Source organism: Kitasatospora sp. NPDC023176 (assembly GCF_055560495.1).
On the sequence record NZ_JBVHIP010000045.1, the window covers coordinates 22,051 to 36,336 of the forward strand.

The following is a 14,286-nucleotide window of genomic DNA, read 5'->3' on the forward strand; positions in this document are numbered from 1 at the left end:
CCGTCCGGCTCCGACGGCGATGGTTCGTCAGCAGGTAATCCTCTCGTTACGTCCGACGTCCTGACAGCTACGCGCGTTGACCCTAGGCTGCACTCGCGCAACACATTGCCCACGCCGGTGCGCTCCGCCGCCGCGTGCTCTTCCAAGGTGCAGGGGACCCCTCATGCTCACCGTCAGATCCCGACGGGCGGCGTTCGCCGTCGTCGCCGCCGCAGGTCTGTTCGGCACGGTGGTCGTGCCGACGGCCGCTCAGGCCGCCGACGCCAACGCCAAGCGTCACAAGACCGTCAACCTCCAGCTGTTGGCGATCAACGACTTCCACGGCAACCTGGAGCCGCCGGCCGGCTCCTCCGGCACGGTCAAGGAGGTCGACCCGGCCACCGGTCAGGTCGTCTCGACCCCGGCCGGCGGCATCGAGTACCTGGCCACCGAGCTGCGCAAGGCGCGGATCCCGGCCGACGACTCGATCACCGTCGCGGCCGGCGACATCGTCGGCGCCAGCCCCCTCACCTCGGCGCTGTTCCACGACGAGCCGACCATCGAGGCGATGGACAAGCTCGGCCTGGACGTCACCTCGGTCGGCAACCACGAGTTCGACCAGGGCGCGGCGGAGCTGCTGCGCAAGCAGGAGGGCGGCTGCCACCCGACCGACGGCTGCTACGAACCCGGCCGCACCTTCAAGGGCGCCAACTTCAACTACCTGTCGGCCAACGTCACCGACGAGCAGTCCGGCAAGCCGCTGCTGCCGCCGTACTGGGTGACCAAGTCGCAGGGCGTGAAGATCGGCTTCATCGGCGTCACCCTGGAGGGCACGCCGAACATCGTGACCGCCGAGGGCGTCAAGGGCCTGAAGTTCGCCAACGAGGTCACCACGATCAACAAGTACGCCGCGGAGCTGAAGGCCAAGGGCGTCAACTCGATCGTCGCGCTGATCCACGAGGGCGGCTACCCGGCCAGCGGCGTGTACAACTACGACTGCGGCGCGGCCGGCCAGGGCATCTCCGGCCCGATCGTCGACATCGCCAAGAAGATCGACCCGGCGGTCGGCGCCATCGTCACCGGCCACACCCACAACGCGTACGCCTGCAGCATCCCCGACCCCGACGGCGTGCCCCGCTCGGTGACCAGTGCCGCCTCCTTCGGCCGGCTGTTCACCGAGATCGACATGAAGCTGGACAAGACCACCGGCGAGATCGTCCGCCCGTCGGTCAAGGCCGAGAACCACGTGGTGCGCCGCACGGTCGAGAAGGCCCCGGACATGACGGCGCTGATCGACCACTACTCCAAGCTGGCCGCGCCGAGGGCCAACCGCCCGATCGGCTACATCTCCGCGGACATCAACGGCCGCGGCAGCGCCGACCTGGAGAAGCCGCTCGGCGACGTGATCGCCGACGCGCAGCTGGAGGGGCTCGCCCCGGCCGCCAAGGGCGGGGCCCAGGTCGCGTTCATGAACCCGGGGGGCCTGCGCTCCGACCTGGTCTACAAGGCCTCGGGCGGTGAGGGCGACGGTGTGGTGACCTACGGCGAGGCGTTCACCGTCCAGCCGTTCACCAACATGATGCAGGTCAAGACGCTGACCGGTGCCCAGCTGGTCCAGTTGCTCCAGCAGCAGGTGAGCGGGCTCAACGACGCGGCGCCCAAGATCCTCCAGGTGTCCTCGAACCTCCACTACACCCTGGACATGCGCAAGACCGGCGCGGACCGGGTCGTCCTGGACTCGATCCGGCTGAACGGCGCGCCGGTCGACCCGGCCGCCACGTACCGGGTCGCGGCCAACGAGTTCCTGGCCGGCGGCGGCGACGGCTTCCCGGCCTTCGCGGCCGGCACCGACAAGCTGGTCGGCGCCTCCGACCTGGACGTCCTCACGGCCTACCTGGCGGCCCACAGTTCGGCGGGCACGCCGCTGAAGCCGCCGGCGCAGGACCGGGTGAAGGTCCTCGGCCCGGGCAGCGACATCGACTGACCGTGGGCCGGGCACGACGTCCCGCCGGAGGCGGGACCTGAGGACGGGCGGGGCGCTGTCGGGGCGCCCCGCCCGTCCCGCTTTCCCGGCGGCTACTCGGGGGCGGGGCCGCCGGGAAGTCGTACGGTCGCCAGCGCGCCCGGGCCGCCGTCCGCGGCCGGGCCGAGCGTGACCTCGCCGCCCGCCTCCCGGACGCTCTGCGCGACGATCGACAACCCCAGGCCGGAGCCCGGGAGTTGACGCGAGGAGGGGGAGCGCCAGAACCGGTCGAAGACGTACTGGAGCTCATCCGGCGGGATGCCCGGGCCGTGGTCGCGGACGGTCAGCACGCCGTGCCGGAGCCGGACGTCGATGGTGCCGCCGGGCGGGCTGTACTTCACCGCGTTGTCCAGCAGGTTGATCACCGCCCGCTCCAGCCCGGCCGCGTCGCCGTGCGCGTACCAGGGCTCGGTGCTCGTCTCGAAGACCAGCCCGGGACCGCGGAGCTTCGCCCGTTCGACGGCCCGGCCGGCGATCTCGTGCAGGGCGACCACGGTGAGGTTGGGCCCGGCCTTCGGGGTGTCGGGGCGGGAGAGCTGCAGCAGGTCCCCGATCAGCACGGTGAGTTCCTGCATCTGGGCCTTCATGTTGCCCAGCAGCTTGGTCTTGGTCGCCGCAGGCAGCGGGCGGCCGGTGTCGTTGCTGCGGATCAGCAGGTCGACGTTGGTCCGCAGCGAGGTGAGGGGCGTGCGCAGCTCGTGGCCCGCGTCGGCGATCAGCCGGGTCTGGCGCTCGCGGGAGTTGGCGAGGGCGGTGCTCATCGAGTTGAACGAGGTGGACAGGCGGGCGATCTCGTCGTCGCCGTTCACCGGGATGGTGGTGCCGACTTCCTCGGTGCGGGCGATGTGCTCGACGGCGTCGGTGAGTTGGTCGACGGGCTTGAGGGAGGAGTGGGCCACCAGGCGGCCGGCGGCGGCGGCGAGCAGGATGCCGCCGAGGGAGACGGCGCCGAGGAGGATGGCGAGGCCCTGGAGGGACTCCTCGATGGGTTGGGTGGCGGTCGCGACCATCGCGACGGTGGGCTGCGAGTAGTGCGACACGGAGGTGAGCCGGACGAGCGCCGGGTCGCCGTTCGTGTAGCGCCCGTTACGGATGATGTACTGACCGGGCTTGAGCCGGAACGCGGCGGCGTCGTCCGGCTGGATCACGATCGCTCGGGTCGAGCCGGGGGGCAGGCCCACGCCGGCTGGTGTCACGAACTGCGTGTCCCGGGTGGCCGCCCCACTGAACTCCGGTGTGCCGGTACGGGGTTGGTTGGCTGCCAGGGCGGCTTCCGGGCTCTCGTACAGGTTGAGGTTCTTCCCGGCCATGGCGGGGGGCGCGCTGACCAGGTCGGTCCTGACCTGGCCGTACAGCTGCTTGTCGACGATGAACCAGCAGGCCAGCGCCGACAGGGCGATGGCCACCGCCACCGCCGCCGCGCTCAGGAAGGTGAGGCGGCCGCGGAGCGAGCGCGAGCGGTACCAGTGGACGACGCGTGCGCGGCGGCCGGTGGCGCGCGGGGGCGCCAGAGGGGGAGGCGGAACCGTGCTCACGCGCTGGTGCCGGCGGCCGGGCGCAGGGCGTAGCCGACGCCGCGTACGGTCTGGATGAGGCGCGGCATGCCGCCCTGCTCGGTCTTGCGGCGCAGGTACATCACGTACACGTCCAGGGAGTTGGAGGACGGTTCGAAGTCGAAGCCCCAGACCGCCTTGAGGATCTGCTCGCGGGTGAGGACCTGCCGGGGGTGGGAGAGGAACATCTCCAGCAGCATGAACTCGGTGCGGGTGAGTTCGACGGGCTTGCCGGCGCGGGTGACTTCCCGGGTGGCGGTGTTCATCCGCAGGTCGGCGAAGGCGAGCACCTCGCTGGCGTCCTCGACGACGGCGCGGGCGGCGGCCTCGGCGGCGAGGGCGTTGCGGCGCAGCAGGGCGCGGACGCGGGCGAGGAGCTCGTCGAGTTCGAAGGGCTTGGCGAGGTAGTCGTCGGCGCCGACGTCGAGGCCGGTGACGCGGTCGCCGACGGCGTCGCGGGCGGTGAGCATCAGCACGGGGACGGTGTCGCCGCGGGAGCGCATCCGGCGGACGGCGGTGAGGCCGTCCATCCGGGGCATCATGATGTCCAGCAGGACGAGGTCGGGCTTGTCGCGTTCGACGGACTCCAGGGCCTCGTAGCCGTCGGTGGCGGTGGCGACCTCGTAGCCCTCGAAGGCGAGGCTGCTCTCCAGGGCGTCCCGGAGGGCGGGTTCGTCGTCGACCACGAGGAGCCGGGCGGAGGGGTGGCCAGCCTCGGCGGGGGTGCGGTCGTCGGCGGACGGGGTCATGGGCTGGTGCCCTTTCTCGTCGGGTGGAGGGCCTGCTGGGAGCAATTGTCCGCCTCGCGGACGCTTACCGGTTCCTACGGATTGTGGCTCACAGGCTCTGGCCGGCTTCGAGCTTCGGCAGGACCTGCTTGATGTCGTTGATCGGGATGGCGAAGCCGAGGCCGACGCTGCCGGCGCTGCTGCTGCCGGAGGAGTTGGAGCCGCTGGGCGCGTACATCGCCGAGTTGATGGCGATGACCTGGCCGTTGGCGTTGATCAGCGGGCCGCCGGAGTTGCCGGGGTTGAGGGCCGCGTCGGTCTGGAAGGCCTTGTAGGTGGTGCTGCTGCCGCTGCTCTGCTGCTGGGCGCCTCCGCCGCGCAGGCCGGGCAGGAACGGGAGGCCGAAGCCGCCGTTGCCACTGGTGGAGCCTTCGTCGAGCTGGACGGTGACGTCGCGGTTCTCGGCGCTGATGATGCCGGAGGTGACGGTACCGGTGAGGCCGTCGGGGTTGCCGATGGCGACGACGGGGTCGCCGATGGCCATGGCGGAGGAGTCGCCGAGGACGGCGGGGGTGAGGTTCTTGGCGCCGCTCGCGGTGATCACGGCGACGTCGAGGTTCTTGTCGGTGCCGGTGACGGTGGCGGCGGCGGTGGAGCCGTCCTTGAAGGTGACGGTGATCTGTCCGCCGGCGGAGGCGGTCTCGATCACGTGGTAGTTGGTGAGGATCTGGCCACCGGTGTTCAGGACGACACCGGTGCCGGTCGCGGTGCCGCTGCGGTCCTTGACGGTGATCTGCACGACGCTGGGGGAGACGGCGGAGGCGATGGCGGGCACGTCGGCCGTGCCGTCGGTGCGGGCCGAGACGGGGCTGGCGACGGTGCTGACCCGGGTGTCGGCGGACTGCCGGTCCGCGGCGATGACTCCGCCGGTGACCCCGCCGATGACGGCGGCGATCGCGGCGACGGCGGTGACCAGGGCGAGCCGACCGCGCAGCAGTCCGCGCCGGCCCCGGCCGCCGTGGTTGCCGGGGCCTTGGGGGCCCGAGGGGTGCCCGAACAGCGTGGGCGGCTCGGGCGGCATCGGCGGCGGGGGCGGCGTCGCGCCGAAGGCGCCGCCGGAGTGGTCCTCGCGGGTGCCGTACCCGGTGTTCGGGTCGGTGCCGGCCTCGTGGTGGCCGTACCCGGTGTTCGGGTCGGTGCCGCCCTCGTGGTGGCCGTACCCGGCGGACGGGTCGGTGCCGCCGGTGCCGGAGCCCAGCACGGTGCCCTCGATGACGCGGGGCTCGTACTGGCCGTACTGCTCGCTGGGGTTGTGCTGCTGTTCGCTCATGCCGACCAAGCTCCGCCTGGTGGATGAGGACGGCATGAGAAGCGGCTCAGAACGTGCCGAGAAGCCCGTTGGGTTCTCATAAAGCCTGGTCAGGAGGCTTCCGCTCCGGCTACTCCAGCGGGGCCCGGCCGGGGGCGGCGCCGTCGCAGCCGCAGGAACGGCGGATGACCAGGCGGGACGGGAACTTGCGGACCCGCTCGGTGTCCGATCCGGGCACCATCAGGGAGTCGTCCAGCACCAGGTCCACGGCGGCCCGGGCCATCGCGTCGCGGTCGGAGGCGACGGTGGTGAGCGGCGGGTCGGCGAGGGCGGCCTCGGGCACGTCGTCGAAGCCGGCCACCGCGAGGTCCTCGGGGACGCGCAGGCCGACCTCGCGGGCGGCCCGCAGCACGCCGATGGCCTGGTCGTCGGTGGAGCAGAAGATCGCCCGCGGCCGGTCCGGGGAGCGCAGCAGTTCGAGCGCGACCTCGAAGGCGCCGTAGCGGTGGAAGGGCGCGTCGATCAGGTGCGGCGCGGTGGGGATGCCGTGGGCGTCCATGGCGCGCTGCCAGCCCTCGACGTGGTCGATGACCGGGTCGCCGGGGGCGGGGGACTCCACCGGGCCGCCGAAGCAGGCCACGTACGGGTGCCCGTGCTCCTCCAGCAGGTGGCGGACGACGGCCTCGGCGCCGCCCACGTCGTCGGTGACCACCGCGACGTCGTCGATCGCCTCGGGGCGGCGGTGCAGCAGGACGACCTTCGCCCCCTCCATGGCGGCGAACTCCTCCGCGGCGCGCTGCGAGGGGCCCTGGCTGACCAGGATCAGGCCGGAGACCCGCATGCCGAGGAAGGCGCGGACGTAGTGGACCTCGCGGTCGTCGACGTAGTCGGAGTTGCCGATCAGCACGAGCTTGCCGCGCTCGGAGGCGGCCCGTTCGACGGCGTGGGCCATCTCGGCGAAGAAGGGCTGGCGGGCGTCGGGGACGACCATGCCGATCAGGTTGGTCCGCCGGGAGGCCATCGCCTGGGCGACGCTGTTCGGCCGGTAGCCGAGCTGCTCGATCGCCGCGAGGACCTTCTCCCGGGTCGCGGGCGCGACCGGGCGCGGACCGTTGTTGATCACGTAGCTGACGACCGCGGTCGAGGTCCCAGCCAGTCGGGCTACATCGTCGCGCGTCACCTTGGCCACGGGGGGAGTCTACGCGTGTGGCCCCGGGGGCGGCAGTGGGACCTGGGGCCGCTCCGAGGGTGCACCGGGAGCAATCCGGACGAGCCGGGCGGGGGACGGCCCACCCGGCTCGTCCGGCGGGGAGGTCAGGCCTCCAGCGGGGCCGAGGGGCGCTGGGCGAGCTCCGGGCGCTCGCTCTTCTCGGGCTTCTCCGGGACGACGAAGCGGTAGCCGACGTTGCGCACGGTGCCGATCAGCTGCTCGTTCTCGACGCCGAGCTTGGCGCGCAGCCGCCGGACGTGCACGTCCACCGTGCGGGTGCCGCCGAAGTAGTCGTAGCCCCAGACCTCCTGCAGGAGCTGGGCCCGGGTGAAGACCCGGCCGGGGTGCTGGGCGAGGTACTTGAGCAGCTCGAACTCCTTGAAGGTGAGGTCGAGCGCCCGGCCCTTGAGCTTGGCGGAGTAGGTGGCCTCGTCGACCGAGAGGTCGCCGTTGCGGATCTCCATCGGGCTGTCGTCGGTGGCGACCTGGAGGCGGCCGAGGGCCAGCCGCAGCCGGGCCTCGACCTCGGCCGGGCCGGCGGTGTCCAGCAGGACGTCGTCGACGCCCCACTCGGCGGTCACGGCGGCCAGGCCGCCCTCGGTGACCACCAGGATCAGCGGGCAGCCGATGCCGGTGGAGCGCAGCAGCTGGCACAGGCTGCGGATCTGCGGCAGGTCGCGCCGCCCGTCGACCAGGATGACGTCCGCACTGGGGGTGTCCACCAGGGCCGACCCCTCGGCGGGGGCCACCCGGACGTTGTGCAGCAGCAGGCCGAGGGCCGGCAGCACTTCGGCGGACGGCTGCAGTGCGTTGGTGAGGAGGAGGAGTGAACTCATACCCGGTGGTCCCCTTTCCGGGTCGTCGCGGTAGCGCCACGGTTGCCGCCGCAGCCGGAGGGCGCAAGTGCTGAGGGGAGGGGGAAGGACGCCTGGGCGGTGCCGGGGGAGCGCTCGGCGGGCCGAGGGTCCCGCAACCCCCGGCGCACCGTTTCTGCCCTGCTCATCCCACGAACCTCCGGTCTGGTCCGGTCCCGGGTGGCGGCCCGGCGCCGGGTGGCGTCACCCCGTCGACCCGGCACGTCCTTGTGCCGCGAGAGGCGGGGCGGTCCCTGCGGCGCGCCGGGGGTGGGCCGGCGAATCGCACGAACGTCCGTACTGGCGTCCTGAAAGCACAAAAGGACCCGGGGGCGACTCTGCCCGGATCCCTCTTGGAGCACGAGGATAGCCGACTGCCCTCCGCGCCGGGAGTGCGCGAATCCGGCGGTTCGCCCAATCCGGGCGCACGCCGGGTGAGCCTGGACACAGCTTCGAGCGCCGCCGCGGGCCCGTCCGGCCAGGGCGATTGCCGCTCGGACCGGCGGACACGCCATCATGGGACCCACATCGGCGGCGCTGTCGGGGTCCATCGTTCGGGTGGTCGGGCGGCGTTCCGGTGGCGAGCCGGACCGGGTCACCGGGGCCGGGCGAGGACGAACGGAAGGGGTGGCCCGATGGGCGCGACCACCGAGCCCGCGAGCGGCGCCCGGGTGCGCGGGACGATCCGCTACTGGGCGGCGGCGAAGTCCGAGGCCGGGCTGGCCGAGGAGCCGTACGAGGCGGCGACCCTGGCGGAGGCGCTGGCGGCGGCCAGGGAGCGGCACGCCGACCGGCCGAAGCTCGTCCGGTTGCTCGGGCACTGCTCGTACCTGGTCGACGGGGCGCAGGTGGGCGGCCGGGACCACGCGACCGTGGCCCTGACCGAGGGCGGGACGGTCGAGGTCCTCCCGCCGTTCGCGGGAGGCTGAGCGGCGTGACGGACATGAACAACCCGAACGACGGCGGCGGCTACGGCGACTGGCCGCAGCAGCCCCGCCAGCCCTATCCGCATCCGCAGCAGCAGGCGCCGTACCCGCCGCAGCACCCGTACGGCTATCCGGTGGACGACGAGGCGGCGACCACCGTGTTGCCGCCCGTCCCGCCGCTGGACGACGCGGCCGCGACCACCCTGCTGCCGCCGGTGCCCCCGATGGACGACGCGGCGACCGCGCTACTGCCGCCCGTCCCACCGCTGGACGACGCGGCGGCCACCACCCTGCTGCCGCCGGTGAGGGTCTCCGGTGCGATGCCGGTCGCCCCGCCGCGGCACCCGGGCCGGCCGCCGCAGCACCCGGTGCAGCAACCGGTGATGCAGCAGGAACCGGTGATGCAGCAGCAGCCGGTGATGCCGCCGCAGCACCCGCAGCACCCGCAGCAGTCACAGCAGCCGCAGCAGCCGTCGCGGGCGCGGCACGCGGCCCCGGCGCCGCAGCCCGCTCCGCAGCAGGCCGCGCCCGTCGGGCCCCCCGCCGCCGGGATGCCGCCCGCCGCCGGGCTCGGCTTCGACCCGCCGACCATGACGCTCAAGCGCCCGGACGCCCCCGCCGCCCCGCCGTACGGCGCCCTGCCGGCGCAGCCGGTGCCGGTCGCCCCGCCGGTCGGGGCCCCGGGCGGCCGGAGCGGTTCGCCGATCATCGACCCGGGCCTGCAGCCCGCCCTGATCACCGCCGGCGCGGCCGCGCTGCTGGCCGGCGGTGCCGCGCTGGGGCAGGTGGCGCTGGCCCTGGTGGTGGCGCTGCTGCAGCTGCTGACGGCGGCCGGCTGGTTCCGGCTGAACGGCATGTGGCCGGCCCGGCAGGGCATCCTGCTGGCGGCGCTGGCCGGGCTGGTGGCGGACGTGGCCGTGCTGCTGGCGGACTCGGACGGCGGTGCGGCGGCGGTGGTGGGCACCCTGGGCGGGTTCTTCCTGCTGGTGCTGGTGCTGCAGACGTTCCGTCCGTCGGACCCGAAGGAGCGGTTCTACGCGCTGACCGTGCTGGGTTCGGCCACCGTGGTGACGGCGCTGTGCACCACGCTGCTGCTGGCCGACTGGGTGCCGGCCGGGGTGGGCGCGGTGGCGCTGGCCACCGTGCTGGCGGCGGCGCCGCTGCCCGGGCCGAAGCAGCTGGGCCCGGTGCTGGGCCTGGTCGCGGCGGTGCTGCTGGGCCTCCTGGTGGGCGCGCCGGTGGCGCTGGGGGCGCTCGCCGGGCTGGGGGCGCTGGTCGGCCGCCGGGTCGCGGCGTACGACTTCCCGTCCCGCTTCGTGCACATGACGGCAGGCGTGGCGCTGCCGCTGGCGGTGGCCGCGCCGCTGATCTGGTTGGCCACCGGGCCGCTGGCCGGCTGAGTTCGGTACGTCACGACCGCGTCCCGCCCCGGAACCACCGTCCGGGGCGGGACGTCGTACGGTCGTGCGGGAGGAGCCGTGCCCAGGGCGGCTCCGCGACGAGACGGCGACGAGACCACAGCGGGCGACGACGGGGGACACGATGCGCGGATGGCTGAAGGCGACGATCGGCCTGGCGGTGCTCTCCGGGCTGCTGCTGGGCGCGGACCGGATCGCGGTCGGCGTGGCCGAGGACGAGGCCGCCGACCAGCTGGTGAAGAGCGGCCAGATGAGCAAGCGGCCGGACGTCACGATCGAGGGCTTCCCGTTCCTCACCCAGGTGGTGTCGAAGAAGCTGGACGACGTCCGGATCTCCTCGGACGGCCTGACCGTGCAGAACAACGGCCAGCAGGTGGCGCTGCACTCCTTCAAGGCCCAGCTGTCCGGGGTCGCGGTGAGCGACAACCTCAACACCGCCACGGTGGACAGTGGCACCGGCAGCGGTGTGATCACCTACCAGGACCTCGCCCAACTGCTGCCCCCGGCCTCCCAGTTGCTGGGCGGCGCCCCGCTGCCGGTGGGCGGCGGCTCCCGGCTGAGCCTGTCGTACGGCGGTCCGGGCAAGGTCAAGGCCTCGCTGGGGCCGGTGTCGGTCGGTGAGGCCACCGTGCACAACGACGGCAACACGATCACCGTGGACGGCCTCCGGCTGAGTTCGCTGGCCGAGATGTTCGCCGGGCTGTCCAACCGGAAGATCGAGCCGGCCGGCTTCACCCTGGACTCGATGCCGGCCGGTCTGAAGCTGGCGGCGAAGGACGGTGTGACGCCGCTGCCGGAGGGCCTCCAGCTGTCCTTCGAGGGCAAGGGCGTGAAGCTGCTGGGCTGAGCCCGGCCGGGGTCGCCACCGTTCCGCTCCGCGAGACGCGCTGTCCAGCGCGGACCGCGGGGCGGTGTCGTTTCCGCCCGTTGTGCGCCGCCGACGGCTGCCCGGCCGGGGCCCGGCGGACCGCCGCGAGCGCGAATCCCAGTATTCGATCGTTTCGATCTCGACATTCGATACGCTGATGACAGCGGGCCTCCGGTGTCCCTAGCATCGTCAGCATGAAGCGACAGACGGATCTCACGAAGCGGCGGGCGGTCGACCTGTGCCGCGTGGCCGCCTGTCTGTGTCGAATGCGCTAAGTCGGCATCCTGGCAGGGCAGTTGACGCCCGCCGCCGATCTCCCGGTGACCTCGTCGGGCCCTTGCGGCCGCTGGTCGCCGCCGTACTCCGCAGTTCCCCGCCCGGTCGTCCCCGGCTTCGCTCCTCCGTCCCATCATTCGGACGGGTATTCGGACCGCACCCGTTTCGGGCACCTCTGCAGCACCTGTTGAGCAGCACCTTCCGCCAACCGCCCCCGGATGGAGAACACCACCATGAGCCGCAGCGACGTCCTGGTCGACGCCGACTGGGTCCAGGCCCGACTGGACGACCCGAAGGTCGTCATCGTCGAGGTCGACGAGGACACCTCCGCGTACGACAAGAACCACATCCGCAACGCCGTCCGGATCGACTGGAAGAAGGACCTCCAGGACCCGGTCCGCCGCGACTTCATCGACCAGGCCGGCTTCGAGGCGCTGCTCAGCGCCAAGGGCATCGCCAACGACGACACCGTCGTCCTGTACGGCGGCAACAACAACTGGTTCGCCTCGTACGCCTACTGGTACTTCAAGCTGTACGGCCACGGCGACGTCCGCCTGCTGGACGGCGGCCGCAAGAAGTGGGAGCTGGACTCCCGCGACCTGGTCTCCGAGGTCCCGGCCCGCCCGGCCACCGAGTACACGGCGCAGGCCGCCGACTCCTCGATCCGTGCCTTCCGCGACGACGTGATCGCCGCCATCGGCACCCTCAACCTGGTCGACGTCCGCTCGCCCGACGAGTTCTCCGGCAAGCTGCTCGCCCCGGCCCACCTCCCGCAGGAGCAGTCGCAGCGCCCCGGCCACGTGCCGAGCGCCCGCAACATCCCGTGGGCCAAGAACGCCAACGACGACGGCACCTTCAAGAGCGACGACGAGCTCAAGGCTCTGTACGAGGCCGAGGGCATCGACCTGGCGAAGGACACCATCGCGTACTGCCGGATCGGCGAGCGCTCCGCGCTCACCTGGTTCGTGCTGCACGAGCTGCTCGGCCAGGAGAACGTCAAGAACTACGACGGTTCGTGGACCGAGTACGGCAGCCTGGTCGGCGTGCCGATCGAGCTCGGCAACAACTGAGCCCCCGGCTCGACCCGTAAGTCAGAAGGAGACAGACATGTGCGGTGCGAAGGCCGGCGGCCCGGACCTGGCAGGAGTTGACGTGGCGAACGAGACGATCATCCAGGGTTCGGTGACCCGCGACGGTGAGCCGGTCAACGGCTACGTCCGGCTGCTGGACGAGAACAACGAGTTCACGGCCGAGGTGCCCACCTCGGCGACCGGCCAGTTCCGGTTCTTCGCCCGCCCGGGCAAGTGGACCCTGCGCGCGCTGGTCCCGGGCCAGACCGTGGACCGTCAGGTGGTGGCCTCCCAGGGCACCGCCGTCGAGGTCGCGATCGCGGTCTGACCGGGTTGGACGATCACACCGAGGGCCCCTGCCGCGCAGGGGCCCTCGGTCGTACCGTGGAAGACGTGCAGACGAGGCGTCGGCGGCGCTACTACTACGCCATGATGGGCGTGTGCCTGGGCCTGTTCGTCCTGGCCTGGGGCGTGGTGCGGTTCTTCTCGGTGGGAGCGGCGGTCGGCCTGTGCGTGGTCGCGATGGTCATCCCGCCGGCCGCCGCGGTGTTCGCCAACAAGCGGGACCCGGACGACGACTGGTGGAACGACCCGCGCTGGGACGACCCCAAGTGGGACGACCCCGGCCACGACCGGGACCGCCCCGACCACGAGGAACGCGACGGCCCCCGGTAGGAGCCCGCCGTCAGTAGACCAGCGCCTGGACGTTGTCCGCCATGATCTCGCTGACGAAGACCTGCGCGCCCGCGATCCGGACGCCCTCGACGGTGTCCTTCTGCTCGATCCCGCGCCGGGCCGCGCACTGGGTGCACAGGGTCACCGAGCCGGCCGCCAGGATGGACTCCAGCAGGTCCGGCAGCGGCGCGGCGTGCGGCAGCTCGAACTCCGCCGCCCGCCCCGGCACGGCGAACCAGGAGGACTCCCCGGTCAGCCAGAGCGAGACGTCGATCCCGCTGGCGACGGCCACGGCCGCCACCGTGAAGGCCTGCGAGCACCGCTCGGGCGCGTCCGCCCCGGCGGTCACCTTGATGACGAGCTTCTTCGACATGGCGCCACCTTAGAGGCCGCGCGGCCCCCGCCCGCCGTCATCGCGGAATCCCTTGGGCAAACCTTGGACGGCGCCCGGGCGCGGCCCCGGCCGGGCGGCGCCGGGGCCGGGCCGGCGGGGCGCGAAACCCGACGTGGTGGGGCTCACCGCGACCGGCCGGAGCCCTCCGGATAGAGTGAGCGCGAGCAAAATCCACCACACTGTCGCCGCCTGGGAGCCCCCCGTGTCCGGTCTGGAAATCTTCTTCGACGGTCTGCTGGCCCTGATGGCCGTGCTGATCACCTGGTTCGCCATCTTCTCGGTGATGAAGCTGTACCAGGGCCAGCGCTGACCCTGCCGTACGGTTGAGGGCAGACCGCACCGACCACGACAGCGACCAGGAACATGATCGAGATCCCCTCTGACCTCCACAGGGACGTCGTCCCGCTCGCCTTCCTCCTCGGTACCTGGGAGGGCGCGGGTGTGTACGACTTCCCCGGCACGGAGAAGTGCAACTTCGGCCAGGAGATCGTGATCCGGCACGACGGCCGCCCCTTCCTGGAGTTCCGCTCCCGCACCTGGGTGCTGGACGAGGAGGGCGAGAAGGTCCGTCCGCTGGAGAACGAGCACGCCTTCTGGCGCATCACCAGCAACCACGACGGCACCAGCGGCGCCCGGGGGATCGAGATCTCCTCCGTCCGTGACGACGGCACGGTCGAGATCTGGTACGGCGAACTGGCCGACGGCAAGCCGCAGGTCGACGTCTCCACCGACGCCGTGGCCCGGATCGAGGGCTCCCCGGAGTACTCCGGCGGCAAGCGGCTGTACGGCTTCGTCAACGGCGAGCTGCTCTGGGTCGGCGAGAAGGCCGCCCCGAACGTGCCGCTGCGCCCGTACATGTCCGCTCAGCTGAAGAAGGTGCTCAGCCCGGCCCAGCTGATCAAGGACATCAACGACCTGCCGGACGACGGCATCGCGTTCTTCAAGTAGGAACTGTCCGCGCACGAGGTAGGGACCGGCCCCCGGCCGGTCCCTACACTTGCCT

Annotated in this window: 15 protein-coding genes; 9 read left to right on the plus strand and 6 right to left on the minus strand. The window is 72.4% G+C overall.

The annotated features are described in order from the left end of the window. The first annotated feature begins 163 nt into the window (after positions 1-163). Positions 164-1,963, plus strand: coding sequence for a bifunctional metallophosphatase/5'-nucleotidase (locus ACZ3YL_RS37375; RefSeq protein WP_188302710.1), 1,800 nt, complete (start codon positions 164-166; stop codon positions 1,961-1,963). Between the two features lie 92 nt (positions 1,964-2,055). Here ACZ3YL_RS37375 and ACZ3YL_RS37380 read toward each other — a convergent pair whose 3' ends face one another. The 5 genes from ACZ3YL_RS37380 to ACZ3YL_RS37400 form a co-directional block, all read right to left on the minus strand. After that, a complete protein-coding gene (locus ACZ3YL_RS37380; RefSeq protein WP_317620892.1) occupies positions 2,056-3,537 on the minus strand; it encodes a HAMP domain-containing sensor histidine kinase in 1,482 nt (493 codons plus the stop codon). Beyond that, positions 3,534-4,304 (minus strand): response regulator transcription factor, encoded by a 771-nt coding sequence (locus ACZ3YL_RS37385; RefSeq protein ID WP_465661942.1) that lies wholly within the window; start codon positions 4,302-4,304, stop codon positions 3,534-3,536. The genes ACZ3YL_RS37380 and ACZ3YL_RS37385 overlap by 4 nt, the downstream gene beginning before the upstream one ends. A gap of 88 nt (positions 4,305-4,392) precedes the next feature. Beyond that, positions 4,393-5,613 (minus strand): S1C family serine protease, encoded by a 1,221-nt coding sequence (locus ACZ3YL_RS37390; protein WP_465661944.1) that lies wholly within the window; start codon positions 5,611-5,613, stop codon positions 4,393-4,395. Positions 5,614-5,722: 109 nt separating this feature from the next. Then, a complete protein-coding gene (locus ACZ3YL_RS37395) occupies positions 5,723-6,781 on the minus strand; it encodes a LacI family DNA-binding transcriptional regulator (protein ID WP_188302708.1) in 1,059 nt (352 codons plus the stop codon). A gap of 125 nt (positions 6,782-6,906) precedes the next feature. After that, on the minus strand, positions 6,907-7,638 hold the full coding sequence (locus ACZ3YL_RS37400; RefSeq protein WP_465661946.1) for a response regulator transcription factor: 732 nt from the start codon (positions 7,636-7,638) through the stop codon (positions 6,907-6,909). A 653-nt stretch (positions 7,639-8,291) separates the two neighbouring features. Between ACZ3YL_RS37400 and ACZ3YL_RS37405 the strand changes: the two genes are divergently transcribed. The 7 genes from ACZ3YL_RS37405 (at position 8,292) to ACZ3YL_RS37435 (ending at position 12,889) form a co-directional block, all read left to right on the plus strand. Continuing rightward, the gene (locus ACZ3YL_RS37405; protein ID WP_188302706.1) at positions 8,292-8,585 is read left to right on the plus strand and encodes a MoaD/ThiS family protein; all 294 of its coding nucleotides are present in this window, start codon (positions 8,292-8,294) and stop codon (positions 8,583-8,585) included. Between the two features lie 5 nt (positions 8,586-8,590). After that, positions 8,591-9,982, plus strand: coding sequence for a hypothetical protein (locus tag ACZ3YL_RS37410; protein ID WP_465661948.1), 1,392 nt, complete (start codon positions 8,591-8,593; stop codon positions 9,980-9,982). A 142-nt stretch (positions 9,983-10,124) separates the two neighbouring features. Further along, a complete protein-coding gene (locus ACZ3YL_RS37415; protein WP_188306248.1) occupies positions 10,125-10,847 on the plus strand; it encodes an LmeA family phospholipid-binding protein in 723 nt (240 codons plus the stop codon). 215 nt (positions 10,848-11,062) lie between these two features. After that, positions 11,063-11,143, plus strand: coding sequence for an Ms5788A family Cys-rich leader peptide (locus ACZ3YL_RS37420; RefSeq protein ID WP_350517234.1), 81 nt, complete (start codon positions 11,063-11,065; stop codon positions 11,141-11,143). Positions 11,144-11,377: 234 nt separating this feature from the next. Next, positions 11,378-12,214, plus strand: coding sequence for a sulfurtransferase (locus ACZ3YL_RS37425; RefSeq protein ID WP_188306249.1), 837 nt, complete (start codon positions 11,378-11,380; stop codon positions 12,212-12,214). 37 nt (positions 12,215-12,251) lie between these two features. Beyond that, the gene (locus ACZ3YL_RS37430; protein ID WP_030288989.1) at positions 12,252-12,542 is read left to right on the plus strand and encodes a DUF1416 domain-containing protein; all 291 of its coding nucleotides are present in this window, start codon (positions 12,252-12,254) and stop codon (positions 12,540-12,542) included. A gap of 101 nt (positions 12,543-12,643) precedes the next feature. After that, entirely contained in the window at positions 12,644-12,889 is a 246-nt protein-coding gene (locus ACZ3YL_RS37435) for a hypothetical protein (protein ID WP_188306255.1), read from the plus strand. Between the two features lie 10 nt (positions 12,890-12,899). Here ACZ3YL_RS37435 and ACZ3YL_RS37440 read toward each other — a convergent pair whose 3' ends face one another. Next, complete coding sequence (locus ACZ3YL_RS37440; protein ID WP_188306250.1) at positions 12,900-13,262, minus strand: DsrE family protein; 363 nt, start codon at positions 13,260-13,262, stop codon at positions 12,900-12,902. 384 nt (positions 13,263-13,646) lie between these two features. Between ACZ3YL_RS37440 and ACZ3YL_RS37445 the strand changes: the two genes are divergently transcribed. Then, positions 13,647-14,231 carry a heme-binding beta-barrel domain-containing protein gene (locus tag ACZ3YL_RS37445; protein WP_188306251.1) on the plus strand — a complete coding sequence of 195 codons (585 nt, stop codon included), beginning with the start codon at positions 13,647-13,649 and terminating at the stop codon, positions 14,229-14,231. Positions 14,232-14,286 lie beyond the last annotated feature (55 nt).